The organism is Variovorax sp. V35, from assembly GCF_041154465.1.
Lineage (GTDB): Bacteria > Pseudomonadota > Gammaproteobacteria > Burkholderiales > Burkholderiaceae_C > Variovorax > Variovorax boronicumulans.
The window spans coordinates 6225589-6250562 of sequence record NZ_AP028666.1 but is presented as its reverse complement, the minus strand read 5'-3'; the positions used below and the strand labels follow the sequence as shown (position 1 = coordinate 6250562).

Annotated in this window: 27 protein-coding genes; 18 read left to right on the top strand and 9 right to left on the bottom strand. The window is 68.4% G+C overall.

Annotated elements, in window-relative coordinates; translation table 11 throughout:
• The first annotated feature begins 28 nt into the window (after positions 1–28).
• Both fadB and ACAM42_RS28800 read left to right on the top strand, forming a co-directional pair.
• Positions 29–2179, top strand: coding sequence for a fatty acid oxidation complex subunit alpha FadB (fadB, locus tag ACAM42_RS28805; RefSeq protein ID WP_369630197.1), 2151 nt, complete (start codon positions 29–31; stop codon positions 2177–2179).
• Between the two features lie 59 nt (positions 2180–2238).
• Positions 2239–3021 (top strand): SDR family NAD(P)-dependent oxidoreductase, encoded by a 783-nt coding sequence (locus tag ACAM42_RS28800; RefSeq protein ID WP_062478161.1) that lies wholly within the window; start codon positions 2239–2241, stop codon positions 3019–3021.
• An 18-nt stretch (positions 3022–3039) separates the two neighbouring features.
• Here the strand turns inward: ACAM42_RS28800 and ACAM42_RS28795 are convergent, their stop codons facing one another.
• The gene (locus ACAM42_RS28795) at positions 3040–3825 is read right to left on the bottom strand and encodes an enoyl-CoA hydratase (RefSeq protein WP_369630196.1); all 786 of its coding nucleotides are present in this window, start codon (positions 3823–3825) and stop codon (positions 3040–3042) included.
• Positions 3826–3992: 167 nt separating this feature from the next.
• Here ACAM42_RS28795 and ACAM42_RS28790 point away from each other — a divergent pair, with 167 nt between their 5' ends.
• The 13 genes from ACAM42_RS28790 to ACAM42_RS28730 all read left to right on the top strand — a co-directional run bounded on the left by ACAM42_RS28790 (position 3993) and on the right by ACAM42_RS28730 (position 16843).
• Complete coding sequence (locus tag ACAM42_RS28790; protein WP_369630195.1) at positions 3993–5150, top strand: acyl-CoA dehydrogenase family protein; 1158 nt, start codon at positions 3993–3995, stop codon at positions 5148–5150.
• Between the two features lie 118 nt (positions 5151–5268).
• Positions 5269–6447, top strand: coding sequence for an acetyl-CoA C-acetyltransferase (locus ACAM42_RS28785; RefSeq protein WP_062478155.1), 1179 nt, complete (start codon positions 5269–5271; stop codon positions 6445–6447).
• A 90-nt stretch (positions 6448–6537) separates the two neighbouring features.
• Positions 6538–7356, top strand: a complete 819-nt coding sequence (locus ACAM42_RS28780; RefSeq protein ID WP_369630194.1) for an ABC transporter ATP-binding protein — start codon at positions 6538–6540, stop codon at positions 7354–7356.
• Positions 7353–8072, top strand: coding sequence for an ABC transporter ATP-binding protein (locus ACAM42_RS28775; protein ID WP_007834335.1), 720 nt, complete (start codon positions 7353–7355; stop codon positions 8070–8072). The genes ACAM42_RS28780 and ACAM42_RS28775 overlap by 4 nt, the downstream gene beginning before the upstream one ends.
• Positions 8073–8085: 13 nt before the next feature.
• Positions 8086–8958, top strand: a complete 873-nt coding sequence (locus tag ACAM42_RS28770) for a branched-chain amino acid ABC transporter permease (RefSeq protein WP_056577629.1) — start codon at positions 8086–8088, stop codon at positions 8956–8958.
• A gap of 100 nt (positions 8959–9058) precedes the next feature.
• A complete protein-coding gene (locus ACAM42_RS28765; RefSeq protein ID WP_307696475.1) occupies positions 9059–9991 on the top strand; it encodes a branched-chain amino acid ABC transporter permease in 933 nt (310 codons plus the stop codon).
• Entirely contained in the window at positions 9981–10997 is a 1017-nt protein-coding gene (locus ACAM42_RS28760; RefSeq protein WP_369630193.1) for a phosphotransferase family protein, read from the top strand. The genes ACAM42_RS28765 and ACAM42_RS28760 overlap by 11 nt, the downstream gene beginning before the upstream one ends.
• On the top strand, positions 10997–11371 hold the full coding sequence (locus tag ACAM42_RS28755; protein WP_369630192.1) for a DUF6285 domain-containing protein: 375 nt from the start codon (positions 10997–10999) through the stop codon (positions 11369–11371). The genes ACAM42_RS28760 and ACAM42_RS28755 overlap by 1 nt, the downstream gene beginning before the upstream one ends.
• 3 nt (positions 11372–11374) lie before the next feature.
• Positions 11375–12661, top strand: coding sequence for an acyl-CoA dehydrogenase family protein (locus tag ACAM42_RS28750; protein ID WP_369630191.1), 1287 nt, complete (start codon positions 11375–11377; stop codon positions 12659–12661).
• Positions 12662–12731: 70 nt separating this feature from the next.
• Complete coding sequence (locus ACAM42_RS28745) at positions 12732–13949, top strand: ABC transporter substrate-binding protein (RefSeq protein ID WP_307584369.1); 1218 nt, start codon at positions 12732–12734, stop codon at positions 13947–13949.
• Positions 13950–13986: 37 nt separating this feature from the next.
• The gene (locus ACAM42_RS28740) at positions 13987–14796 is read left to right on the top strand and encodes an enoyl-CoA hydratase-related protein (protein WP_070062810.1); all 810 of its coding nucleotides are present in this window, start codon (positions 13987–13989) and stop codon (positions 14794–14796) included.
• On the top strand, positions 14793–15824 hold the full coding sequence (locus tag ACAM42_RS28735) for a phosphotransferase (RefSeq protein ID WP_369630190.1): 1032 nt from the start codon (positions 14793–14795) through the stop codon (positions 15822–15824). Before ACAM42_RS28740 ends, ACAM42_RS28735 begins: the two co-directional genes overlap by 4 nt.
• A 62-nt stretch (positions 15825–15886) precedes the next feature.
• The gene (locus tag ACAM42_RS28730) at positions 15887–16843 is read left to right on the top strand and encodes a WG repeat-containing protein (RefSeq protein WP_369630189.1); all 957 of its coding nucleotides are present in this window, start codon (positions 15887–15889) and stop codon (positions 16841–16843) included.
• Positions 16844–16878: 35 nt separating this feature from the next.
• Here the strand turns inward: ACAM42_RS28730 and ACAM42_RS28725 are convergent, their stop codons facing one another.
• The gene (locus tag ACAM42_RS28725; protein ID WP_369630188.1) at positions 16879–17271 is read right to left on the bottom strand and encodes a VOC family protein; all 393 of its coding nucleotides are present in this window, start codon (positions 17269–17271) and stop codon (positions 16879–16881) included.
• A gap of 21 nt (positions 17272–17292) precedes the next feature.
• Entirely contained in the window at positions 17293–17742 is a 450-nt protein-coding gene (locus tag ACAM42_RS28720) for a DNA-binding transcriptional regulator (RefSeq protein WP_070062806.1), read from the bottom strand.
• A gap of 305 nt (positions 17743–18047) precedes the next feature.
• Between ACAM42_RS28720 and ACAM42_RS28715 the strand changes: the two genes are divergently transcribed.
• Positions 18048–19058: a hypothetical protein gene (locus ACAM42_RS28715; protein ID WP_369630187.1), complete on the top strand. Its 1011-nt coding sequence runs from the start codon at positions 18048–18050 to the stop codon at positions 19056–19058.
• The gene (locus ACAM42_RS28710) at positions 19055–20107 is read left to right on the top strand and encodes a hypothetical protein (RefSeq protein WP_369630186.1); all 1053 of its coding nucleotides are present in this window, start codon (positions 19055–19057) and stop codon (positions 20105–20107) included. The genes ACAM42_RS28715 and ACAM42_RS28710 overlap by 4 nt, the downstream gene beginning before the upstream one ends.
• A 43-nt stretch (positions 20108–20150) precedes the next feature.
• Here the strand turns inward: ACAM42_RS28710 and ACAM42_RS28705 are convergent, their stop codons facing one another.
• A complete protein-coding gene (locus ACAM42_RS28705) occupies positions 20151–20546 on the bottom strand; it encodes a hypothetical protein (RefSeq protein ID WP_307696449.1) in 396 nt (131 codons plus the stop codon).
• 337 nt (positions 20547–20883) lie between these two features.
• On the opposite strand from ACAM42_RS28705, the gene ACAM42_RS28700 reads away from it, so the two are divergent.
• Positions 20884–21159 carry a helix-turn-helix domain-containing protein gene (locus ACAM42_RS28700; protein WP_369630185.1) on the top strand — a complete coding sequence of 92 codons (276 nt, stop codon included), beginning with the start codon at positions 20884–20886 and terminating at the stop codon, positions 21157–21159.
• A gap of 14 nt (positions 21160–21173) precedes the next feature.
• On the opposite strand, the gene ACAM42_RS28695 is transcribed toward ACAM42_RS28700, so the two are convergent.
• From ACAM42_RS28695 to ACAM42_RS28675, 5 genes are all read right to left on the bottom strand, one after another.
• Positions 21174–21494 carry a hypothetical protein gene (locus tag ACAM42_RS28695; protein WP_369630184.1) on the bottom strand — a complete coding sequence of 107 codons (321 nt, stop codon included), beginning with the start codon at positions 21492–21494 and terminating at the stop codon, positions 21174–21176.
• 318 nt (positions 21495–21812) lie between these two features.
• Positions 21813–22721 (bottom strand): alpha/beta hydrolase family protein, encoded by a 909-nt coding sequence (locus ACAM42_RS28690; protein WP_369630183.1) that lies wholly within the window; start codon positions 22719–22721, stop codon positions 21813–21815.
• Positions 22722–22729: 8 nt separating this feature from the next.
• Positions 22730–23710: a DMT family transporter gene (locus ACAM42_RS28685; RefSeq protein WP_369630182.1), complete on the bottom strand. Its 981-nt coding sequence runs from the start codon at positions 23708–23710 to the stop codon at positions 22730–22732.
• A 35-nt stretch (positions 23711–23745) separates the two neighbouring features.
• Complete coding sequence (locus tag ACAM42_RS28680) at positions 23746–24564, bottom strand: helix-turn-helix transcriptional regulator (RefSeq protein ID WP_369630181.1); 819 nt, start codon at positions 24562–24564, stop codon at positions 23746–23748.
• A gap of 28 nt (positions 24565–24592) precedes the next feature.
• Positions 24593–24958, bottom strand: coding sequence for a hypothetical protein (locus ACAM42_RS28675; protein WP_354344656.1), 366 nt, complete (start codon positions 24956–24958; stop codon positions 24593–24595).
• Between the last annotated feature and the right edge of the window lie 16 nt (positions 24959–24974).

Genomic DNA, 24974 nt, shown 5'->3' with positions numbered 1-24974 from the left:
CGCGTCGCCGGCCGCGAGGAGACCCCCTTTGTTCCAAGGCGAAAGTATCGAAGTCCTGCCGTTGCAGGACGGTCTGGTGGAGCTGCGCTTCGACCGGCGCGGCGAGGCCATCAACAAGCTCGACGCGCGCACCGTCGACGAGTTCCGCCAGGCCACCGAGCGCATCGCGGCCTCGCCCGATGTGCGCGGCGTGCTGGTGACGAGCGCGAAAGACGTGTTCATCGTCGGTGCCGACATCACCGAGTTCGGCGCCACCTTCCAGCAGGCCGAGGCCGACATCGCGCGCGGCGTGCGCGCCAGCAACGAGCTGTTCAACGCCTTCGAAGACCTGGCCGTGCCCAGCGTGGTCGCCATCAACGGCTTCGCGCTCGGCGGCGGGCTGGAGCTGGCGATGCTCGCGCCGCTGCGCGTGATGGCCGACACGGCCCAGGTCGGCGTGCCCGAGGTGAAGCTCGGCCTGTTCCCCGGCTTCGGCGGCACGGTGCGGCTGTCGCGCCTGGCAGGCCTGGCCACGGCCATCGACTGGGTGGCGAGCGGCAAGCCGGCCAAGGCGCCGGCCGCGCTGGCCGCGGGCGTGACCGACGAGGTCGCCGCGCCCGAGGCCCTGCGCGAGCGCGCGCTCGCACTGTTGCAGCGCGCGGTGCGCGGCGAGATCGACTGGCAGGCGGCGCAGCAGCGCAAGCGCGCGCCGCTGGCGCTGTCGAAACAAGAGGCTGGTGCGCTGGTCGAGACCGCGCGCACGCAGGTGGCGGCGCGCAGCGGCAAGCACCAGCCCGCCGCCCTCATCGCGCTCGAGATGATGGCCGAGGCCGCCGGCCGCGACCGTGCGGGCGCGCTCGACCTCGAGTCGACCGCCTTCGGCCGCGTCGCGAAGACGCAGGCCGCCGCCTCGCTGGTGCAGGCCTTTCTCAACGACCAGGCGCTCAAGAAGCTCTACAAGCGCCATGCGCGCGAAGGGCGACCCGTGAAGCAGGCGGCCGTGCTCGGCGCCGGCATCATGGGCGGCGGCATCGCCTACACCAGCGCGCTGCGCGGCACGCCGGTGCGCATGAAGGACATCGCGCAGCCGCAGCTCGACCTGGGCATGGCCGAGGCCGGCAAGCAGCTCGCCAAGCAGGTGAAGAACGGCCGACTCGCGCAGGCAAAAGCCGATGCCATTCAAGCGTCGATCGTGCCGCAGCTCGACGAGGCCGGCTTCGACACGGTGGACTGCGTGGTCGAGGCCGTGGTCGAGAACCTCGAGGTCAAGCGCAAGGTGCTGGCCGCGCTGGAGCGCAGCGTCAAGCCCGGCACCGTGATCGCCTCGAACACCTCGAGCCTGCGCATCGACGACATCGCCCAGCCGCTTGCGCGGCCCGAGGACTTTGTCGGCATGCACTTCTTCAACCCCGTGCCGGTGATGCAGCTGGTGGAAGTGATCCAGGGCGCGAAGACCAGCAATGCCGCCGTGTCCACCGCCGTGGGCTATGCCGTGGCCATGGGCAAGACGCCCATCGTGGTGAAGGACTGCCCGGGATTTTTGGTCAACCGCATCCTCACGCCGTACATCAATGCCTTCGCGCAGCTGGTGGCCGATGGCGCCGACTTCGAGGCGGTCGACCGCGCGATGGAAGCCTTCGGCTGGCCCATGGGCCCGGCCTACCTGCAGGACGTGGTGGGCATGGACGTGGGCGTGCACGTGGGCGACGTGATCGCCGCGGGCTACCCGCAGCGCATGCCGACCCTGGAGCGCAATGCCGTGAAGCTGATGGTGGCGAACAAGCGCTACGGCCAGAAGAACGGCGCGGGCTTCTACCGCTACGAGAACGACCCCACGGGCCGCCCGCGCAAGTCGGCCGCGCCCGAGGCGCATGCGCTGGTCGCCACGCTGCAGCCGCAGGGGCGGCGCGACTTCGCCGACGCGGAGATCGTCGAACGCATGATGCTGCCGATGGTGGTCGAGGCCGCGCACGCGCTCGAAGACGGCGTGGTCGCCACGCCGGCCGAGCTCGACATGGCGCTGCTGCTCGGCGTGGGCTTTCCGGCCTATGCGGGCGGCGCGCTCAAGTACGCCGACTGGCTGGGGCTGGACCGCGTGGTCGCGCTGTGCGACAAACATGCGGCGCTCGGCGCGCCGTATGTGCCCACGGCGCGCATGCGTGAGATGGCGGCGCGCAAGCTGCGCTACTACCCGGTCTGAACGGCAGGCGTTTTCGGTTTTCTTTCTTCCTTCCTCTCTCTATCCAAGGACAACAAGAGATGCAACTCGATTCCAGCATTGCCGCCGTCGTCACGGGCGGCGCCTCGGGCCTCGGAGCCGCCACCGCGCGCCGCCTGGCCAGCCACGGCGTGAAGGTCGCGCTGTTCGACCTCAACGTGGAGCAAGGCGAGGCCCTGGCCAAGGAGCTGGGCGGCGTGTTCTGCAAGGTCGATGTCACGTCGGAAGAGCAGGTCGACGCGGCCTTCGCCAAGGCCCGCGCCGCGCACGGCCAGGAGCGCGTGCTGGTCAACTGCGCCGGCACCGGCAACGCGGTGAAGACCGCGAGCCGCGACAAGGCCTCGGGCGAGATCAAGCACTTTCCGCTCGCCAACTTCGACCGCATCATCCAGATCAACCTCGTGGGCACCTTCCGCTGCATCGCCAAGTCGGCGGCCGGCATGCTCACGCTCGATGCACTGGAAGACGGCGAGCGCGGCGCCATCGTCAACACCGCCTCGGTCGCGGCACAAGACGGCCAGATGGGCCAGGCCGCCTACACCGCCTCGAAGGCCGGCGTGGTCGGCATGACGCTGCCCATCGCGCGCGACCTCATGGGCGAGGGCATCCGCGTGAACACCATCCTGCCGGGCATCTTCAACACGCCGCTGCTGCAGGGCGCGCCCGACAACGTGAAGGCCGCGCTGGCCGCCTCGGTGCCCTTCCCCAAGCGCCTGGGCAACCCGGCCGAGTACGCGACGCTGGCCGAACTGATGATCACCAACGGCTACTTCAACGGCGAGAGCGTGCGGCTGGACGGCGCGATCCGGATGGCACCGCGCTGAGGCCGGGGCGGCGGGGCGTCAGCCCTTCTGCGCACGCCCCCGCGCCTGCACCGCCTCGCGCCGCGCGCGCAGCACCTCGGGCGTGAGCGACGCGGCCCAGTCGCGCGTGGCGGCCTGCTCCAGCGCCATGCCTTCGGCAAAGCTGCGCGCATGGCCGTCGTCGATCAGGCGCTTGTAGACCGGCAGCATCTCGGGCAGCGCGCTCGCGATGTCGGCGGCCAGGGCCAGCGCCTCGGGCATCAGCTGTTCGGGCGTGGTTACGCGGTTGACCAGCCCCCAGCGCTCGGCCTGCTCGGCACCGACGAAGTTGCCGCTGAAGGCCATCTCCTTCGCACGCGCGATGCCGATGAGCCGTGACAGCCGCTGCGACAGCCCCCAGCCCGGGATCACGCCGATGCGCGCGTGGGTGTCGGCAAAGCGCGCCTCGCTCGAGGCGATCAGCAGGTCGCAGGCCAGCGCCACCTCGAGGCCGCCGGTGATGGCCGCGCCGTTCACGGCGCCGATCACCGGGCGCGGAAAGTTCGCGAGCGCGGTGGCCACGTCGGTGCCGGCGTCGCCGGTGATGGCGCCCGGGTCGATCTCGCGCAGGTCCAGGCCGGCGCAGAAGGCGCGGCCTGCGCCGGTGAGGACGAGCACGCGCACGCTGTCGTCCTGCGCGAGCGTGTCGAGCGTGCGCACCAGCGCGCGCCGCAGTGCGAGCGACAGGGCGTTCATGGCCTGCGGGCGGTTCAGCGTGAGGCAGGCGCAGCCGTCCTGCGGGCGGGTGAGCAACAGGATGTCGTCGTCAGATGCAGATGTATTCATGGCGTGTCAGTGTTGGGCGCAGGCCGGGCCGCGGCATCGTCGGAACGGACGAATCCGGCAGGCTTGTCCCGCTCACGACTCGAAACCCGCGCCCGCGTCGGCACCATGCGCCGCATTGTCTTCAATCCGTCCTTGAATCCACTGAGAGAAAGAAGGAGCGTCCCACCATGGACTTCAGCCTCACCCCGGCCCAGCTCGACCTGCAGGAACGAACGCGCCGCTTCATCGCCGAGGAGGTGATTCCGCTCGAATCCGACCCCCGGCAGGATTCGCACGGCCCCGCCGAGGCGCTGCGCGACGAGCTGGTGGCGCGCGCACGCAGCGCCGGCCTGCTCACGCCGCACGCGTCGAAGGAACACGGCGGGCTGGGCCTGTCGCACGTCGACAAGGCCATCGTGTTCGAGGAGGCGGGCTACTCGCCGCTCGGCCCGGTGGCGCTCAACATCCACGCGCCCGACGAAGGCAACGTGCACCTGATGGAAGTGGTGGCCACGCCGGCGCAGAAGGCGCGCTGGCTGCAGCCGCTCATCGACGGCCACGTGCGCTCGTGCTTCTGCATGACCGAGCCGCCGCCCGGCGCCGGCTCCGACCCGTCGATGATGCAGACCGTGGCCGTGCGCGACGGCGACCATTACGTGATCACCGGGCGCAAGTGGTTCATCACCGGCGCCACCGGCGCGGGCTTCGCGATCATCATGGCGCGCATGGAAGACGGCTCGTCGACCATGTTCCTGGCCGACATGGATCAGCCCGAGATCGTGATCGAACGGCAGATCGACGCACTCGACAGCTGCTTCACCGGCGGCCACGGCGTGGTGCGCTTCGACGGCCTGCGCGTGCCGGCCACCGACGTGCTGGGCGCCATCGGCGAGGGCTTTCGCTACGCGCAGGTGCGGCTGGCGCCCGCGCGCCTCACGCACTGCATGCGCTGGCTCGGCGCCGCGCGCCGCGTGCACGAGCTTGCTGCCGACTACGCGCGCCGCCGCCAGGCCTTCGGCCATGCGCTGGTGGAGCACGAGGGCGTGGGCTTCATGCTGGCCGACAACGAGATGGACCTGCACGTCTCGCGCCTGACCATCTGGCATTGCGCGTGGGTGCTCGACCAGGGCGGCAAGGGCCGCCACGAGTCGAGCGTGGCCAAGGTGCTGTGCTCGGAGGCCGAGTGGCGCGTGGTCGACCGCTCGGTGCAGATCCTGGGCGCGAGCGGCGTATCGGACGAGACCGTGGCCGCGCGCATCTTCCGCGACATGCGGGCCTTCCGGATCTATGACGGCCCGTCGGAGGTGCACCGCTGGAGCATGGCCAAGCGCCTCGCCAAGGCCTGAGAGCGTAGGGGCGCAAGGCGCCGCCGCCCAAAATCGTCGGTTCCGACGACGCTGTGCGGCGGCGCGGCGCCAACAATGCGCTGGACTGTCGAACCGAACCCATCACCGGAGATTTCACATGCCCGAAGCCTATATCGTCGCCGCCGCGCGCACCGCCGGCGGCCGCCGCAACGGCCGCCTTGCCGGATGGCACCCGGCCGACCTGGCCGCACAGGTGCTCAACGCCCTCGTGGAGCGCACCGACGCCGACCCCGCCCTGATCGAGGACGTCATCATGGGCTGCGTCGGCCAGGCCGGCGAGCAGGCCTCCAACGTGGCGCGCAACGCGGTGCTGGCCTCGCGCCTGCCCGAGTCGGTGCCCGCCACCTCGGTCGACCGCCAGTGCGGCTCGTCGCAGCAGGCGCTGCATTTCGCGGCACAGGCCGTGATGTCGGGCACGATGGACATCGTCATCGCCGCCGGCGTCGAGAGCATGAGCCGCGTGCCCATGGGCCTGCCCACCACGCTGCCGCTGAAGAACAACCTGGGCTTCTACGTGAGCCCCGGCATGGAAAAGCGCTACCCCGGCATCCAGTTCAGCCAGTTCACCGGCGCCGAGATGATCGCGCGCAACTACGGCATCGAGAAAGACGCGCTCGACCGCTACGCGCTCGAAAGCCACCACCGTGCCATTGCCGCCACCAAGGCCGGTCACTTCGAGCGCGAGATCGTGCCCGTGGCCGTGCGCATGGCCGACGGCACCGAGACCGGCGAGCTGCACACCACCGACGAAGGCATCCGCTACGACGCCACGCTGGAGAGCATCGCCGGCGTCAAGCTCATCGCCGAAGGCGGGCGCTGCACGGCGGCCACCGCCAGCCAGATCTGCGACGGCGCCAGCGGCCTCATGGTCGTGAACGAGCGCGGCCTGAAGACGCTGGGCGTGAAGCCGCTGGCGCGCATCCACCACATGAGCGTGCTGGGCCACGACCCGGTCATCATGCTCGAGGCCCCGCTGCCCGCCACGCAGCGCGCGCTGCAAAAAGCCGGCATGAAGATCGAGGACATCGACCTGTACGAAGTCAACGAAGCCTTCGCGCCCGTGCCCATCGCCTGGCTGAAGGCGCTGGGCGCCGACCCGGCCCGCATCAACGTGAACGGCGGCGCCATTGCGCTGGGCCACCCGCTGGGCGCCTCGGGCACCAAGCTGATGACCACGCTGGTCAACGCCCTGGGCCAGCGCGGCAAGCGCTACGGCCTGCAGACCATGTGCGAAGGCGGCGGCATGGCCAACGTCACGATCGTAGAGCGGCTCTGACGAAGCCGGGCGGCCCTTGCGCCGCCACCTGGCAGCGCCCGCGGGGGCGGCGCTGACCTTTTCCGTTCCCTCAAAAAAAGAGATCGACGCATGATTCATGACACCGATCGCGGAGACAAAGAGAACACCCCCCTGTTGCGCATCGACGCGGTGTCGGTGCGCTTCGGCGGCATCGTGGCGCTCGACGGCGTCTCGTTCGACGTGCGGCGGGGCCAGATCTGCGGCCTCATCGGGCCGAACGGGGCGGGCAAGAGCACGCTGTTCAACTGTCTCTCGCGCCTGTACGAGTGCAGCGCCGGCCGCATCGAGTTCGACGGCCATCCGCTCACGCGCCTGCCGCGCCACCGCATGGCGGGCCTGGGCATCGGGCGCACCTTCCAGAACCTGGCGCTGTTTCGCACGATGACCGTGCGCGACAACGTGCTGGTGGGCTGCCACAGCAAGCACCACGCGGGTTTCCTGCGCAACGCCTTCCGGCTGCCCGGCGTGGCGGCCATCGAGTCGCAGGCGCGGGCGCGGGCCGACCAGCTGATCCACTTTCTCGACCTCGAGGCCGTGGCCGAACGCGAAGTGGCCGACCTGCCGTTCGGCACGCAAAAGCGCGTCGAGCTGGCACGCGCACTGGCGGCCGAGCCGCAGCTGCTGCTGCTCGACGAGCCGGCCTGCGGCCTGAACCACGAAGAACTCGAAAGCCTGGGCACGCTGATCCGCGACATCCGCGACCGCCTGAACGTGACGGTGCTGCTGGTCGAACACCACATGAGCCTCGTGATGGGCGTGTCGGACAAGGTGGTGGCGCTGAACTTCGGCAAGAAGATCGCCGAGGGCACGCCGGCCAAGGTGCGCGCGCACCCCGAGGTGATCCGCGCCTACCTGGGCGAGGAAGCAGAAGCGGAGGCGATGGCATGACGACGAACATCCTCGAGGTGCGCGGGCTGCATGCGGCGTACGGCCCGACGCGCGTGCTGCAGGGCATCGACCTCGACATTCCCACCGGCCAGGTCGTGGCGCTGCTGGGCGCCAACGGCGCCGGCAAGACCACCACGCTGCGCGCGCTGTGCCAGATGATGGTGAGCACCGAAGGCCGCATCATGCTGGCCGGCCAGCGCATCGACGGCCGCTCCACCGAGCAGATCGCCAAGGCCGGCGTGGGCCACGTGCCCGACGGGCGCGGCACCTTCCTGGGCCTCACGACCGAGGAGAACCTGCGCCTGGGTGCGTACGCTCGCGCGAGCAGGGACGGCATCGACGCCGACATGGAGCGCGTGTTCGACTACTTCCCGCGCCTGCGAGAGCGCCGCGCCCAGCAGGCCGGCACGCTGTCGGGCGGCGAGCAGCAGATGCTGGCCATCGGCCGCGCGCTCATGGGCAAGCCGCGCCTGCTGCTGCTCGACGAGCCTTCGTTCGGGCTCGCGCCGCTCATCGTGAAGGACATCTTCTCGATCATGCGGCGCATCAACAAGGAAGAGCGCGTGTCGATCCTGCTGGTGGAACAGAACGCCAAGCTCGCGCTCGACCTGGCCGACTCGGCCTACCTCCTGGAAACCGGCCGCATCGTGCTCTCGGGCACGGCCGCCGACATCCGCCGCAACGACGCCGTGCGCAAAGCGTATCTGGGCGAATAAGGGCCACACACCGATGAATGCATTCCTGCACCAACTGCTGGCGGGCCTGGCCACCGGCGGCATCTACGCCAGCGTTGCGCTGGCGCTGGTGATGATCTACCAGGCCACGCACCACATCAACTTCGCGCAGGGCGAGATGGCGATGTTCTCGACCTTCATCGCCTGGAGCCTCATGCAGGCCGGCCTGCCGTACTGGGCCGCCTTCGTGGCGACCGTGGCGCTGTCCTTCGTGCTCGCGGCCGTGGTGGAGTTCACCGTCATCCGGCCCATGCACGACAAGCCGGCGCTGTCGGTGGTGGTGGTGTTCATCGGCCTGCTGGTGATCTTCCACAGCCTGGCGGGCTGGCTCTTCGGCTACACCATCAAGCAGTTCCCGAGCCCGTTCCCGTCGGACGCGTGGTTCGGCAGCGCCATGATGTCGGCGCACGAGATGGGCGCCATCGGCGTCACGCTGCTGGTGGTGCTGCTGCTGTTCGCGTTCTTCCGCTTCACGCCGCTGGGCCTGGCGATGCGCGCCGCGGCGCAGAACGCGGCCTCGTCGCGGCTGGTGGGCATCAACGTCGGTCGCATGCTCATGCTGGGCTGGGGCTTGGCCGGCGCCATCGGCGCGGTGGCCGGGATGATGGTCGCGCCCGTGGTCTTTCTCGACCCGCACATGATGACCGGCGTGCTGCTCTACGCCTTTGCCGGCGCGCTCATCGGCGGCATCGACAGCCCCGTGGGCGCGGTGCTCGGCGGCTTCATCGTCGGCGTGCTCGAGAACCTCATCGGCACCTACGTGGTGGGCACCGAACTCAAGCTGTCGGTGGCGCTGGTGCTGATCGTCGGCGTGCTCATCGTCAAGCCTTCCGGCCTCATGGGCCGCAAGTTGGTCACCCGGGTCTGATCGCATGAACTCCCCTCAAGCCTCTTCCTTGCCGACGGCCATGGCACCGCTCGGCGCGCCGGCCAACGCACGCGCCGCCAAGCCCTCGCGCTCCCCGCTCATGTGGGTCGGCCTGCTGATCGTGCTGGCCATCGGCATCACCTTCGTGGCGCGTGGCTACCAGCTGTTCCAGGCGACGATGGTGATCTCGTATGCCATTGCGCTGCTGGGCCTGAACATCCTCACGGGCTACAACGGGCAGATCTCGCTGGGCCACGGCGCCTTCTATGCCATTGGGGCCTACACCACCGGCATCCTCATGGAGCACGCGGGCGTGCCGTACTGGCTCACGGTGCCGGCGGCGGCCGTGGTGTGCCTGATCGTCGGCTACCTGTTCGGGCGGCCCGCGCTCAAGCTCGAAGGGTTGTACCTGGCGCTGGCCACCTTCGCGCTCGGCGTGGCGATGCCGCAGCTGCTCAAGTACAAGCACCTCGAGGCCTGGACCGGCGGCGTGCAGGGCATCGTGCTCATGAAGCCCGCCGCGCCCTTCGGCCTGCCGCTCAACGAAGACCAGTGGCTCTACCTGTTCTCGCTGTTCGTCGCGGTCGTGATGTTCTTCATTGCCCACAACCTGCTGCAAAGCGGCAGCGGCCGGGCCATGCGCGCCATCCGCGACCACGCCATGGCCTCCGAGGCGATGGGCGTGGACAACAGCCACTACAAGGCCATGACCTTCGGCGTGTCGGCCGCGTACACCGGCGTGGGCGGTGCGCTGTCGGCCATTGCGGTGCAGTTCGTGGCGCCCGATTCGTTCACGCTCTTCCTGTCGATCTCGCTGCTGGTGGGCATCGTGGTGGGCGGCGTGGGCACGCTGTACGGCGCGATCTTCGGCGCCATCTTCATCATGTTCGTGCCCTCGCTGGCCGAGAAGGTCTCCAAGGCCGCGCCCTGGGCGGTGTACGGCGTGGTGCTGATCGCCTTCATGTTCGCGATGCCCGGCGGCGTGGTCGGGCTGTTGCGCAAGCTCCAGGCACGCTTCGCCCGTGCACGATGACGCGACGCTGATCGCGAACGCACTGCAGCGGCTGGCCGGGCGGCTCGTGCCCGGCGGCCATGTGGTGCAGGCCGTGCGCCGGCTCTCGGGCGGCGCCAGCCAGCAGACCTGGGCTTTCGATGTGACGACCACCGGCGCGGGCAAAGCCCATCCGCTGGTGCTGCGCCGCGCGGCCGATGCCAGCGGCGCGCGCGCCCTGGGCACCGCGGGCCTGGCGGCGGAAGCGCAGCTCATCGAGGCCGCACGCGCAGGCGGCGTGCCCGTGCCCGGCGTGCGCCATGTGCTGCAGCCGGCCGACGGGCTCGGCGAAGGTTTCGTCATGGACCGCATCGAGGGCGAGACCTTGGGCCGCCGCATCGTGCGCGATGAGCGCCTGGCCGGCGCGCGCCGCGTGCTGGCGCGCCAGTGCGGCGCCGCCATGGCGTGCATCCACCGCCTGCCCGCGCACCAGCTGCCGCCGCTGCGCACGGCCGCCGCACGCGCGGAGCTCGACTTCCAGATCGGCCTGCACCGCAGCCACGGCACCGCGCGCCCCGTGTTCGAACTCGCGTTCCGCTGGCTGCGCGAAAACGCGCCGGCCGACGTGCCCGCGCCGGTGCTCGTGCACGGCGACTTCCGCAACGGCAACCTGATGGTCGGCGAGGAGGGCCTGCGCGCCGTGCTCGACTGGGAGCTCGCGCATTTCGGCGATCCGATGGAAGACCTCGGCTGGATGTGCGTGCGCTCCTGGCGCTTCGGCCACGGCGTGCTGCCCGTGGGCGGCTTCGGCACGCGCGAGAAACTCTTCGAGGGCTACACGGCCGAAGGCGGGCAGGTCGATGCCGGGCGCGTGCGCTGGTGGGAAGTGCTGGGCACGCTCAAGTGGGGCATCGTCTGCGAAGCCATGGTGCATGCCTGGCTCAGCGGCCGCGAGCGCGATGTCGAGAAGGCCGCCATCGGCCGCCGTGCGTCGGAGGCCGAGTCGGACCTGCTGGCGCTGCTCGCCCCCGAGGAGGAGGCCGCCTGATGCAGGACCGCCCCGACGTCGCCGAACTGCTCGAGGCCGTTGCCGCCTTCCTGCGCGAGCAGGTGGTGCCGGCCACCGAAGGGCAGGTCGCATTCCACGCGCGCGTGGCGGCGAACACGCTCGACATCGTGCGGCGCGAAGTGAAACTCGGCCCCACGGCGCAAGCAAGTGAACTGGCGCGGCTGGTCGCACTGCTGGGCCCCGGCGCACCCGCCGACCTGGCCGAAGCCAACCGCCTGCTCTGTACCCGCATCGCCTCGGGCGAACTCGACGCCGCCACCCCCGGCCTGATCGACCACCTGCGCCAGAACACGCGCGACAAGCTCGCCATCGACCAGCCCGGCTATGCCGCCGGCACGAAGAAGAAAGACTGAGCCATGGACTTCGACCTGCCCCGCGACCTCGTCGATTACCTCGCCGAACTCGACGCCTTCATCGACCGCGAGATCGCGCCGCTGCAGGCGCAGGACGACAACGAACGCTTCTTCGACCACCGCCGCGAATGGGCCCGCACCGACTTCGAGAACGGCGGCCTGCCGCGCCCCGAGTGGGAAGCGCTGCTGGCCGAGGCGCGCCACCGCGCCGACCGCGCGGGCCACCTGCGCTTTGCACTGCCCGCCGAATTCGGCGGGCGCGACGGCAGCAACCTCTGGATGGCCGTGATCCGCGAGCACTTTGCCGCGCGCGGCCTGGGCCTGCACAACGACCTGCAGAACGAGCATTCGATCGTCGCCAACAACCCCTTCGTGCTCGCCATTCGCGACTTCGGCTCACCCGCGCAGTGCGACGAACTCATCCAGGGCATGCTCGACGAGCGCGTGCGCCTGACCTTCGGCCTCACCGAGCCGCAGCACGGCTCCGACGCCACCCACATGGAAACGCGCGCCGTGCCCGAGGCACGCCACGGCCGCGCCGGCTTTCGCATCGACGGCGAAAAGATGTGGACCACCGGCATGCACACGGCGACCCACTGCGTGCTGTTCGCGCGCACCAGTGGGCGCGACGGCGACGCGCGCGGCATCAGCGCCTTGCTCGTGCCCGCGAAGGCCGAGGGCGTGAAGATCGAGGAGTACCTCTGGACCTTCAACATGCCCACCGACCACCCGCGCGTGAGCTTCACGAACGTGTGGGTGCCCGAAGACGCCGTGCTCGGCCCGCTCGATGGCGGCCTGGCCATTGCCCAGCACTTCGTGCACGAGAACCGCATCCGCCAGGCCGCGTCGAGCCTGGGCGCCGCCGACTACTGCGTGCGCGAGAGCGTGACGTACGCGCGCGAGCGCAAGCCCTTCGGCGAGGAACTGGCGCGCAACCAGGGCATCCAGTTTCCGCTGGTCGAGCTGGCCACGCAGGTCGAGATGCTGCGCCTGCTCATCCGAAAGACTGCGTGGCAGATGGACCAGATGCCCAAGCCGCAGGTCGAGAAGCAGCTGTCCGACAAGGTCTCGATGTGCAACTACTGGGCCAACCGCCTCGTGTGCGAGGCCGCCGACCGCGCGATGCAGGTGCACGGCGGCATCGGCTATTCGCGCCACAAGCCCTTCGAACACATCTACCGCCACCACCGCCGCTACCGCATCACCGAGGGCTCGGAAGAGATCCAGATGCGCAAGGTGGCGGGCCACCTCTTCGGCTACATGGGGCCGAACCGGGCCACCACCGCCTGAACCGCTTTCCGACGACGACTGACGACGCAGGCCATCCGGCCACTCAGCAACACAGAAGGAGACACGCGACATGGTTCATCCGCTTTCCCGCCGCACCGCCCTGGTGGCCGGCCTTGCCACGCTCTGCATCAGCCTGCCGGCCCTGGCCCAGAAGAAGCCCGAAGCCGGCGTGAGCGACGCCGAGATCGTGCTGGGCATGCCCATGCCGCTGTCGGGGCCCGTGTCGGGCTACTCGGTGGTCGGCAAGGTGGCCGAGGCCTACTTCAAGAAGCTCAACGAGCAAGGCGGCATCCACGGGCGCAAGGTGCGCCTGTTGATCTACGACGACCAGTACTCGCCGCCCAAGACCGTCGAGGTGGCGCGCCGCCTCGTCGAGGAAGACCAGGTGCTCGCCATCTTCGGCAACCTGGGCACCGCGCCCAACATGGCGATCCAGCGCTACATGAACGCCAGGAAAGTGCCGCAGCTGTTCGTGCAGTCGGGCGCCTCGCAGTTCGACGATGCCGCCAAGTACCCGTGGACCGTGCCCTTTCTCGGCAGCTACCAGGGCGAGGGCCGCGTGTTCGCGCGCCACATCATCGAGAACCGCCCCGACGCCAAGATCGCCGTGCTCATGCAGAACGACGACCTCGGGCGCGAAGTGCTCAAGGGCCTGCAGGAAGGCCTGTCGAAGCAGGGCAAGGCGAAGATCGTGGCGCAGGCCACCTTCGAGGTGACCGACCCCACCGTCGATTCGCAGGTGGTGCAGCTCAAGTCGTCGGGTGCCGACGTGCTCGTGATGGCCGCCACCGCGCGCACCGCCGCGCAGGCCATCCGCAAGGTCGCCGACGTGGGCTGGACGCCCGACCGCTACCTCAACTTTGCCGCCGCCTCCGTGAAGATGGCCTTCGAGCCCGCGGGCGCCGACAAGGCCAAGGGCGTGGTCGCGCTCGCCGTCTACAAGGAGCCCATGAGCCCGCGCTGGAGCCGCGACCCCGAGGTGCTCGAGTACCTCGAGCTGCTCAAGACCCACGCCAGCGGCGTCGACCCGAGCAACGGCAGCGGCGTGTCGGGCTACATCGTGGCGCAGCTCATGGCCCACGTGCTGCGCGAGGCCGGCGCCAACCCCACGCGCGAGAGCGTGCGCGTGGCCGCCAGCACCCTCAAGAGCCCACGCATCTCGATGCTGCTGCCCGGCGTGGCCATGGCCAATTCGGCCGCCGACCTGCACGCCTATGCATCGATGCAACCTGTGCGCTTCAACGGCGTGGACCTCGACCCGGTCGGGCCCGCGCTGAACATGAAGTGAACCCCCTTTGCCTACTCACGCCCTTCGGAGCCCACCCATGAGCCAGCCTGACGACCAGGACCCCCTTCTGTACGAGCGCGACGGCGACGTTGCCATCCTCAGCTTCAACATTCCCAAGCGGCTCAACCCGCTCACCCAGCCGCTGCAGGAGGCCTTGCGCCAGCGGCTCGCACAGCTGCGCGACGAAGGCGAGGTGCGCGCCGTGGTGCTCACCGGCGTCGGCAAATCGTTCTGCGTGGGCGCCGACCTCGGCAGCATGGACGCCAGCGCGCCCGGCAGCCTGGGCCAGCGCACGGCCGACGCGATGGAGGCGATGTCGAACCGCCTCATCGAAGACCTGCGCAGCATGCCCTTCCCCGTGGTGAGCGCCATCAACGGCCCCGCCGCGGGCGCCGGCGTGGGCGTGGCACTGGCCGCCGACGTCGTGCTGGTGGCGCGATCGGCCTACTTCTACCTGCCCTTCATGCCGCGCCTGGGCATCGTGCCCGACCTGGGCACCACCTGGTTCCTCGAGCGGCTCGTGGGCCGCGCGCGCGCCGTCGGCATGTCGCTGCTCGGCGAGCGCCTGTCGGGCGAGCAGGCCGCGCAATGGGGCCTCGTGTGGGCCTGCGTGGACGACGCCGAACTGCGCGCCCAGGCCGTGGCCGTCGCGCAGCGGCTCGCGCGCCTGCCCGCGCATGCGGCGCACGAGATCCGCGCCGTGTACGAATCGGCCGCCAGCCAGTCGCTCGTCGGTCAGATGCGCCACGAGGCCGAGCGCCAGCGCGAGCTGATCGACCGGCCCGACTTCGCCGAAGGCGTGAAAGCCTTCCTGGAGAAACGCGAGCCCGTGTTCCGCCGGCCATGAGCGCAGCCGCAGACGCCACCACCGCAGGCATCGAGTTCGACGCCGACCGCCTGCAGCGCCACCTGCGGCAGGCGCTGCCCGAGCTCGAAGGCCCGATGCGCCTGGCGCGCATCGGCGGCGGGCAGTCGAACCCCACCTTCTTCGTCGACTTCGACAACCGCGCGCTGGTGCTGCGCAAGCAGCCGCCCGGCGAGCTGCTGCCTTCGGCCCACGCCGTCGACCGCGAGTACCGCGTGCTGCGCGCCCTGGCCGCCACCGACGTGCCCGTGCCGCGCACCGTGCTGTACTGCGACGACCGCACCGTGGTGGGCACGCCCTTCTACGTCATGGAGAAGCTCGAAGGCCGCGTGCTGTCGAACTACGCGCTGCCCGGCATCGCGCCCGCCGAGCGCCGCGCCTACTACTTCGCCATGGCCGAGACCCTGGCGCGCCTGCACGCGGTCGACCTTGCCGCCGTCGGCCTCACCGACTACGGCCGCCCCGGCAACTTCTTCCAGCGCCAGATCGCGCGCTGGACCCGGCAGTGGGAGGCCTCGCGCACGCGCGAAGACGCCAACATCGAGCGCCTCATCGCCTGGCTGCCCGTCAACCTGCCGCCGGGCGACCAGACCACCATCGCGCACGGCGATTTCCGTTTCGGCAACCTCATGTTCCACCCCACCGAGCCGCGCGTGATCGCCGTGCTCGACTGGGAGCTGTCCACCCTGGGCCACCCGCTGGCCGACGTGGCCTACAACTGCATGGCCTGGCACACCGGCGCCGACGAGTTCGAGGGCATGCAGGGCATCGACCTCGCGGCCGAAGGCATTCCCACGCAGGCCGAGTACATCGCCCACTACCAGCAGGCCGGCGGCTGCGCCGAGCCGGTGACGAACTTCCACCTGGCGTTCTCGCTGTTCCGTTTTGCCGTGATCCTCGAGGGCATCGCCGCGCGCGCGAAGAGCGGCAGCGCGGCGGCGGCCGATGCGGTGCAGGTGGGCGCGCAGGCCGCGGGGTTTGCGCGGCGGGCGGTGGCGTTGATCGACTAGAAATCTGCGCCTGAGAAGCCTCCGTATCATTTCGACTGTCCTTCGGCACAGCGAAAGAGTCCATGCTTCTCATCAGATCCGCCACGAGCGGCCTCTTCGGATTTATCGATCTCGGAGGGGAGGTCGTTGTTCCTCCGCAGTTCCATGACGTCGGGCCTTTTGCCACGAACGGACTTGCGGTTGCGCGGCTGGATCTCGAAAGCGAAACCGGCATTGGGTTCATCGATCGAACGGGTCGCACCGTGGTCGGCCCGTCGTTCCATCAGGCCGAGGATTTTTCCAGCCAGGGCATCGCCAAGGTGATCCTCGACCGGGAACAGCTGTTTCAGAACGGCTTTGTGGACGCCAAGGGCCGCAAGGTCTTCGCGTCGGTTTTTGAATACGCCCGCTCGTTCGACGACTCGGGCCTCGCGATGATCCGGACCCCGGAAGGCACCTGCGGATGCATCGATGTCCGAGGGGAACTGGTGGTTCCGACCCTCTACGACGGGATCGGTGCATTCGCCGTCAATGGTCTCGCCAAGGCCAGGCGCGCCGACTTCACAGGATTCATCGACGTCACCGGCAAGGAAGTGCTGCGCCCGGCATTCAAGACATTCGATGAGTTCGATGCGTGCGGGCTGGCGACCTTCAAGGGAGGCAACCATCGCCATGGCTACATGGACGCGAGCGGTGAACCCCGAATTCCGGCCCGCTATGTGGAGGCTGCCGGCTTCGCCAAGAACGGACTGGCCAAAGTCCGCATCGGGGAGAAATGGGGCTTCATCGACACGGCCGGGAATGTGGCAATCGACCCCGTCTTCGACGACCTGTCGAGCTTCTGCTACGCAGGATTCGCCGTTTTTCTGCACACGAACAATAAATGGGGATGCATCGATGCCGCGGGCGAGGTGGTCATCGACCCCATGTACGACGACATCGATCTGTCGTTCGATCCGCAGGTGCTGGAGGTCGTGCGTGAGGGCGTCCGTGGCTACATCACGAAGGCCGGCACGTGGATCGGTAGCTATGTCCGGTAGGCGCCGGCTGACCAGCTAGCCGGGCAGGGCGCCCGTCAGCCGCCGATGGGCGAGCACAGCTCGACCAGCGTGCCGTCGGGGCAGCGCACGTACGAGACGACTTGTCCCCAGGGCTTGGTCACCGGTGCCGACAGCTGCGTGGCGCCGGCCGCGAGCGCGCGGCTGTGCGCGGCGGGCACATCGGGCGTCACGAGGCCCAGCTCCATGCCCAGCGGTTGCGCGGATTCCGAGGCGGCGACATGCCCGCCCGGAAAGTTGGAATCGCCGAGCGCGTGCGCGGCGAACGCCAGCGTGGTCTCGCCAGTTTCGAGCTCACCATAAGTGCCCGATTCGTGCAGGAAGCGCGTGGGCAGGCCGAAGGCTTGCGCGAAGAACTTCAGCGACTGGGCGACGTCGGGAACGTAGACGATGGTGTAGCCGAGTTTCATGGTGCGTGGCCCGTGACCTACTTACTGTGCTTCCAGCCGCTCTGCGATCTCGCGCGCCCCCAGTTCCCGCACCGTGGCCAGTCGCTCCAGCTGCGCCGCGCGCGGGCGCGCCTTGCCTTGTTCCCAGTGATAGATCGTCTGGCCCGACACGCCGACCAGCTGCCCATAAATCGCCGCGGACAGCCCGAGCTTGGCGCGGTGCGCGGCCAGCCGGTTGGCGCTGAAGCGGCGCTTGGGACCGCCCGCGTCGGCGTCATCGCCCGCAGCACCGGCGGCGGCCGGCGCCTGGCGCGCGGAGCCCTTGGCGACCTTGCGCAATTCCTTTTCAAGCGCGCTCACCTGACGGCGCAAGTCGGCAATCGATGCGCGGTGTGCGACGGAGGCTTTCTTGAGGGTTTCGATCTCCGCTCGCACTTCCTTGCGAGCGACACGGGAGATTTCGGCTTTGAGGATGGAGGCGATGTTTGGCATGGGGGGATTGTGCTCAATTTGGGGACACAAATGGAGGGGGCGCTCTGTAGGCGGAAGCCGTCGTTTGCGGGCAACAGATGTTTGAGCCCCCAATGGGTCTCGGAACTTTTTCGCTAAACGCCGAATTCCATCGTGCCGATGGATGCTTGTCTGAGGCGTTTAACCAAGGCCGTGCCTATCTCGCAGAGAGGTTCCATGCGACGATTCGGGGCCGCGTTATCGGCCGGTATTGGACATTCGTCAAAAAAACAATTTGCGCCAATGGCGAGTCCACGCACACACGGGCGCTGTTACAGGGAGCACACATGGCATTTACTTCCGGCATTCGCAAAGCTTTGCTTGGCGGATGCTTCTTGCTGGTCGGGCTGACCGCATTCGCCCAGCCGGAGCTGTATCGAAGCGTTCTGGATCTCAGCTACAAGAGCGCAAGGCCCGCTCTTCCGGTCGCCGCCTACCGAAATATCAGCGGGGCGGAATTCAGGTCGATGGTGAACAAGGCGTTCCAGAAGTCGGACTTCTCTCTTGTGGCTGTGGGCCAGCAGAAGAACAAGTCGACGATCTTCGAGTTCAAATTCAATGCCGATCCAAAGTGGCGGTTCGTGCCGACAGTTCTCGTATCTGCCGAGGAGCTGCTCGATGGAAAGAAGAAGTGCAATCCATGCTACTTGAGATTCTTCGAGATAAAAAACGCGCCAGAGGTCAAGGCGCTTCCGTGGATGGCTCAGTACGACCTGAGCGCGCGGCTCTTGCCGGCGATCGACAACGCGTACGCGACGATCGAGTCTGCCGGGCGCGAACATATCGACCCTGCGTTTCGGTTCGACTACAAGCGGCAATGGGAAGGGGAAAAGACCTTGTTCGGCAACGCCTTCGTTGGCCTCCGTTTGCCCAGCCTCAAGGAGAACATTGTTCGCGCTTACCAGAGCGCTGGCTTCCAGCCCATTGAAGGCGAGGCTCCTCCGAAGGCCCCCGAGCTCATTCTGGCTTTCAGTTTTCCCGTGGATCCGGCCAAGGAGGGCGGGGTGGTCTACAAGGTGAAGGTCCTCAGCCAGTACGACGCGGACGGCCATTGCTACCCCTGCGAGGTCATTGAATACTTCGATCCGCACCAGCAACTTCCCCCGGCGGGTCTGTCCGGCGTCGTGAGCCGTGCGAGCCTCGAGTCGAGATTCACGGCAGCGCGGAATGCGGCATACGAAAGCATGCGTGCCGACCTCGGACGTTATCTGCGACCTCGCTCCGTGTTCTCGGTGCCGCCCAAACCAGCGCCCCTCGGGTCGCCACGTCCTCCGCCCATGCCGGTTGCGGCGACATGACCGCCCAGGCGCAGCTTGCGGCTGGGAGCGGCACCAACACCGCGATGCGCCAGGAGCATTGGCTCATCTTTGGCAACCTGTTCGCAGCGCTGACGGCCGGCGCGCTGGCATCGTGGTCCGCGCCGATGATGCTGGCCATTCTCTATATCAATGTATGGCTGCTGGCGAATCCTCATCTGGTTGCGACCTACACGCGCATCGGCGCGATCTATTCGCACCTTCGCCTGCGCTGGGTCCTGATCGTTGTCGCACCTCTCTTGATATTGGCGGCTTTGACGGTCATTGCGCTGGCCTATGAAGCGGCCGGGTTGCTTGCCCTGTATTTCGTGCTTCAGACGTTCCATGTTGCCCGCCAAAGCTATGGAATCGCCAGACGTCATGACCGGCGGCTTCAGGTGCCTTTCCGGAAGCTGCCCTATTTGCTGGTCTATTTGTTTCCCGCGTGGGGGTACCTGCATCGCAGCGCGCAGGCGCCCCAAAGCTTCCTGGGGTACCCCATCTGGTTTCCTCCCGTTCCGCAGGAGTTGACCTTTGCAGTGGGCATCGCGGCCATCGCCGGCGCATTGTTCTGGTTCGCTCGCCTGATGATGCAGGCCAGGAGCGAGAAGCCGGCGAATGAGCCCTTCAACAGCTTCGTGCTCTCGCACCTGGTGATTTCGTTGGTTGGCTATGTCTGGATCAGCGACATCACGGTGGGCTGGTTGGTGGTCAACGTCTGGCACAACATCCAGTACCTGATATTCGTCTATCGCCAACGGCGGACCGAAGTCATGACGGGACAAAGCAGCGAAGAATCAGACAGTGCTTCGGTGCGACGCAAGTCGTTGGTTGAGGTTCTGAAATCGCCAGCGACATTTTTTCTGACGTGTTCCATCGGGGGAGCTGCCTTGTTCGTGGCCGCCGATCATGTGGGAGAGAGCCTTCTTTGGCTGGGGCTTCCGACGGTTCTTATTGCGCACTTCGTCTTGAACTTCCATCACTACTTGGCGGACGCCGTGATATGGAGGCGGCGTCGTGCAGGCAAGCCTGAAGAGGTTTCGCAGTGCTGATTGACGCGGCCCGCCTCGCTTCACTCACGTCCGGCGCCTGACCTCACCGCTCACCAGCAGCGGCGTTTCCGTCACGATCGGTTGAAAGGGCCCGTGGGGTGCGCTCACCGGTTCCCATGTAGCGCTCGATCGCAGCTTTCTGCGCACGCAAGAGGGCCGCTTCATCGCCATTCCCAAGGCGCTCATGCTCTTGGGCCGCCAAAGACCAGGCGCCTATCTCGGCGCCGATGATCTCCTGGCAATCCATGTCCGAAAGCTCTCTTCTGGGAACGTCGCCATTCAGACCGAAGACTGGAACGGGGACAGTGCTTGCCGGAACGGCCGAAGCGTTGTCCAACGCGGAAAGAACGGATCGCAATGCCGAGATTGCGACGGAATCTTTCGCCTTCATTGCCAGGAGCAGATCGCCACTCAACTGCCGTCGCAGAGGCGTTTTCATGTCTTTCATTTCGTAGATGTCCCTGCATGTCGTTTGCACGGATCGCCCGATGACGGCGCGAAGAGGTGCGGCCAAGTCGCTTGCAACAAGTTCACAGCATCGACGGGCGGTCGCTCAGGCGCATTTTGCCCTCCGCCTCCGTCCCGAAATTCCGGCAGGTGAAGCCGGGCAGGATGAAGCAAAAAGGCCCTGCGCGGGTCCGCGATACCGGGATACCCGGAGTGGCAGGAGGCGCTACCTCCCGGATAACACGCCGCGATCATCGCCATGCTCGGAACAATCGCGCGGAACAGCTCCGCGCGATTCGAGCGCGGGCATCACTACTGCCAGTCCAGCGATGCACGGAACGCCGCATTTACTCGCCATTCTTCGAAGAGAGCTTGCTGCTGCCGGTTTCACCCTCGGCGACGTGGCGAGTGCGCTCGGCACGTCAGAGCAGCGTGCACAAAACTTGATAGCGAACGGGACCATGAAACTGCGGGATATCGACAAGCTTGTCGAACTGCTGCGTCTGAACTTCGACGAAATCCTGAGCGAAGTGGGCTATCCCCGGCCCGTCGGCGCGCCGCTGGGTCTTTCAGCCTCCGTTTCGAGCCGATTCGAAGAGGGATGAATCGTGCGAGGCGCTCATTGCACGCCGCCTTCACCAAGGGCCGCACGCAGCGACTGCGTCGTGACATCGGCGGCCTCGATTCGCCGCTGCAGTTCCTCATTCACCAACCGCACCAACGCCCCCAACTCCGTACGCGTCGGAAAGACCTCTTCCGTATCCCCCACACGCTGCGGAACGATGAGCTTCTCAATACACGCGTAGGCCCGTTGCACTGCATGAAGACTGTCGACGTCATCACACGCCTGCAGCGCGAGCGATTCGGCACTGGCGGTTTCGGAAGATGGAGAAAGCGAAGACGCGTGCGCGCATGCGCGGGGAGATGCAGATGCAGCCATGAATGGCCTCCAAGGGTTTCGATTTGCTGAAACCGACGCACCCAACGCCAATTGAGGGCGGCAGCTCGACGGGTTGGCGTACCGGGAAACCACTTGCGTGAAACCGGCCGGGCTCGCGCCCGCCCATCGAGCCGCCTAAACAGGAAGGAGGCACGAACGACAAAGCCGCAGACCCTGCGGGGTGGCTGCGGCTTTTACGTCGCAGTGATTTCATCGGGACGCCAATCCCGATCACGCCCTGTGTGGACGTGATCGGCGCAGTATAGCCACGGACATGGCCGCAGCGCAGGCGCTCCCGATCACCGCTGGCGCACTACTTCACGGTGCCGCCAGATACGCCTCGACCGTCTTCCCCCACAGCCCCTGCTGCGCAATCAGCCCGTGCCCGTTCATGCCGGCCTCCAGCGTGAAGCTCTCGAAGCGCCCCTTGCCGCCTGCGTCGCGAAAGGCTTCGAAGTTCTTGCGGCTGTGCGACATCGCGTAGAACGGGTCGTTCTCGCCGTAGAGCCACAGCGTGGGCTTGGCAAAGGCCGCGCCGCGGCGGAAGGTGGCGGGGTTGATGGCGTCGGCGGCGTTGCCGGGGCACTTGTCGCCCATCCAGCCGCCGACGAAGTTGATGACGCCCTGGAACATGTCGGGGTGCAGGCCCGCGTAGGCCACGGCAAGGATGCCGCCGCGCGAGTGGCCTGCGATTTCCATGCGGCGGGTGTCGACGTCGGGGTCGCGCTGCAGCCACGCGATGGCGGCGTCGAGGTCGGCCACGGCGCGGTCGAAGCCGGCCAGGGCGATGGCGGGCTCGCAGCTGTAGTGCTCGCGCTTGGCGGTGAAGCCTTCGTCGTACAGGCCGTCCGACTGGCCGCGTCCGCGCCGCTGTGGATAGGCGATGAGCCAGCCGCGCTGCGTGAACCAGCGGGCGGTTCGCTCGGGGGCCCAGGTCTGCTTGAACAAGGCCGGGTCGTTGCCGATGCCGGTGGAGCCGTGGTTGAACACGACCGTGGGGAACGGGCCGGCGCCGTCGGGCTTGTAGATGACCATCTCGAGCGTGACGGGCGCGCCGTTCTCGACGAAGGGCGTGGGCACGCGCACGACGCTGCGTTGCAGTGGCTGCTGCTGTACCTGCGGCTGTTGTTGTTGCGGCTCCGGTCGCTGCGCCCAGCTCGCGCCACTGAGGGTGAAGAGCGACGCGAACGAGGCGGCCACGAGCGCGGCGGTGCGAAGGCGATTCATCTTTTTCTTCATGGGCGAGTGCTTTCGGAAGTGGGCAGGGACGCCGCCGCATTCTGCCCCGGGGTCTGCCGTTCGCTGTCGCGTGGCGCGGCCACCCGCCACCGCAGCGCGCCGCTCGCGAGCACGACGCCGGGCACCACGAACGACAGCGCCAGCAACGCGGGGCGCGTGACGGGCTCGTTCATCCACCACGCCGCGCCGAGTGTGGTCAGCACGGGCACGAGCGCGGACGACAGCGCGGCGCGTGCGGCGCCCAGCCGCGTGATCGCGACGCCGTAGACCACCAGCCCCAGCAGGCCGGCGACCACGCCTTGCCCTGCGGCCTGCATCGCGATGTCGGTCCATGGCGCGGCGAACAGGCGCGGCGGGCCGGCGAGCCACAGCAGCGGCAACAGCAGCAGGGTCGACGCACCGTTGACGAAGGCCGCGCCCTGCCACGCGCTCATGCCGCAGCGGCCGAAGGCCAGGGAGTAGACGGTCCACAGCAGGGCCGCCAGCAGAAAGAGCAGGTCGCCGCGCCAGTGCTGCTGGCGCAGGCCCTCGCCGAAGCTGCCCGCCGCGAACACGGCCATGCCGACGGCGATGCCGGCCAGCCCGAGCAGGCGCAGACCGTGCACGCGCTCGCCCCGGTAGACCCACGCGCCCAGCGCGGTGAACAGCGGCAGGCTGCCGGCCATGAAGATCCCCATGTGGCTGGCGGGCGCCCATTGCGCGCCAGCCAGCACCAGCAGGCCGAAGGGCAGGCCGCTGCCGACGACGAGCAGCACGAGCGCGCCGCGCGATGCACCCGGCGGCACGAGCCTGCCGCGCAGCCACAGCGGGCTGAGCAGCAGCGCGGGAATGCCGTAGCGCAGCAGCGCGAGGTCCATCGGCCCGAGCGCGGTGGCGGTCACGCCGTGGCGCGACAGCAGCTGCCAGGCGCTGCCGATGAGGGCGGCGGCCAGCGCGGCGAGCGCGCCGGTCCAAAGGGTGCGAGGCGATGTCGTCATCGGGCCAGTCTGTGGCCCGGCCGGCGCGAAAGCTATCAGATTCGTGCGCCTGCGCCGGCCGGCCCGAGCACGCGGCGGGCCTCGCCGAGCGTGACGCCCACGCCGCGCCGGAACACGGCGCCCAGGTGGCTCTGGCTGCAGTAGCCCAGGTCGTGCGCGAGGCCGGCTAGGTCGCGTTCGCCGTCGGCCAGCCGCTCCATCGCCGAGGCCAGCCGCAGGTGCTGGCGGTACTGGTGCAGGCTCAGGCCGGTCTGCTGGCGAAAGCGCCGCGCCAGGTGAAAGGGCGAGCGCGACACGGCCTCGGCCAGTTCGTCCAGCGAGAGAGCAGGCCGCGCGCCCGGGCCGCAACCTTCGGACAGCAGCAGTTGCCGTGCACGCGCGACGGCGCCATGCCAGGGCGCCTGGTGCGGCGCGCTGCCCAGTTCGGCGACGAGCGCGGCCACCAGGGCCGCGGCCTGTGCGCTGTCGGTGTCAGGCAGCTGGCGCCGTGCCGCATGCATGCGGTACAGCGTCTGCGGCGTCAGCAGGCAGACGCTCAGGCCCACAGCGCTTGCACCCTGAGCCGGGCTCACCGATGCGTGGCCGCTGACCACGAGGCTGTGCCGCACGGTCGCGGTCTCGGGCCGCAGCCGGTAGGCGGTGGCATCGCCGAAGCGGATGGCGGTGAGCGCGTCGGTCAGCCAGGTGTGCTCGCCCGAGCGCACGTCGAGCCGCGTGCGCCCGATGGGGAAGACCACGCGCGGCGAGGCCACGGTGTACAGGTCGCTCCACGCGAGCCCCTGTGGCGCGTGCAGGCGCACATGCGCCACCTCGAACCCGCGTCCGGCATAGAGAAGGGTGCGGTCTTGCGGCATGCGAAGCGTGAACGCACGACAGGGTGGGTCAACCCAGCGCGGTCCAGTTGCAGCGCAGCTCGTACTGCGTGCCGCGGTAGCTGAGCGTGCCGGTCGCGCCGGCCACGCGCAGCGCCACGGCCACCTGCGGACGGTCCAGGCCGGTGCCGCGCGCGCGCATGAACTGGCGGCGATGGTCGACGAAGCGCTGCTGCAGGCTGAAGCGCTCGGTCTCGTCGGCACCGGAGGCGGTGTTCGCCACGATCAGCTCGGTCAGCTGGCCGGTCGAGAGGCTGAACTGGATCTCGACCGCGTACGGCCGGCCGTCGCACTGCAGGCTGCCGTTCGCAAAGGCGGGCGACAGGCCAAGGAGCAGAAAGCAGGGCAGGGCGAGAGCGAGGAGGCGGCGGTGCATGTCGCAGTGGGTGCAG